This is a genomic window from Sesame phyllody phytoplasma (assembly GCF_018390775.2).
Lineage (GTDB): Bacteria > Bacillota_I > Bacilli_A > Acholeplasmatales > Acholeplasmataceae > Phytoplasma > Phytoplasma australasiaticum.
The window spans coordinates 1-361 of sequence record NZ_JAHBAJ020000046.1 but is presented as its reverse complement, the minus strand read 5'-3'; the positions used below and the strand labels follow the sequence as shown (position 1 = coordinate 361).

1 protein-coding gene is annotated in these 361 nt (G+C 37.1%); it reads left to right on the top strand.

Features of this window, described 5'->3' with window-relative positions; all coding sequences use genetic code 11:
* Nucleotides 1-361 (top strand): reverse transcriptase domain-containing protein (locus KHD59_RS02440; protein ID WP_269091044.1); only part of this gene is annotated, 361 nt, incomplete at both ends.

The window sequence follows — 361 nt, the reverse complement described above, 5'->3', positions numbered from 1 at the left end:
TGGCGAATGTATATTTACATTACATCGACTTGAAAATGGAGAAACTGATTAAATTAGGAAGACCAATTAGGAAGAGTAACCCAGAATATAAGAAAGCACGGATTAAAAACCAGCACCATAATCTGGGGATTATTGACAGACACATCAACCTAAATCTAAAACCAAGAGTTGAATATAGCCGTTATGCTGATGACTTTATCATTGGCGTTAGGGGAGAATATAATGAGGCGTATAACATCAAAGACCAAGTAACGCAATGGCTAAAGCAGGACCTGAACCTTACGATTAGTAAGGATAAGTCCAAAATTGTTAAAGCCAATAAAGGAACGAGGTTTCTATCCTACATGGTAAAGGTCAACCT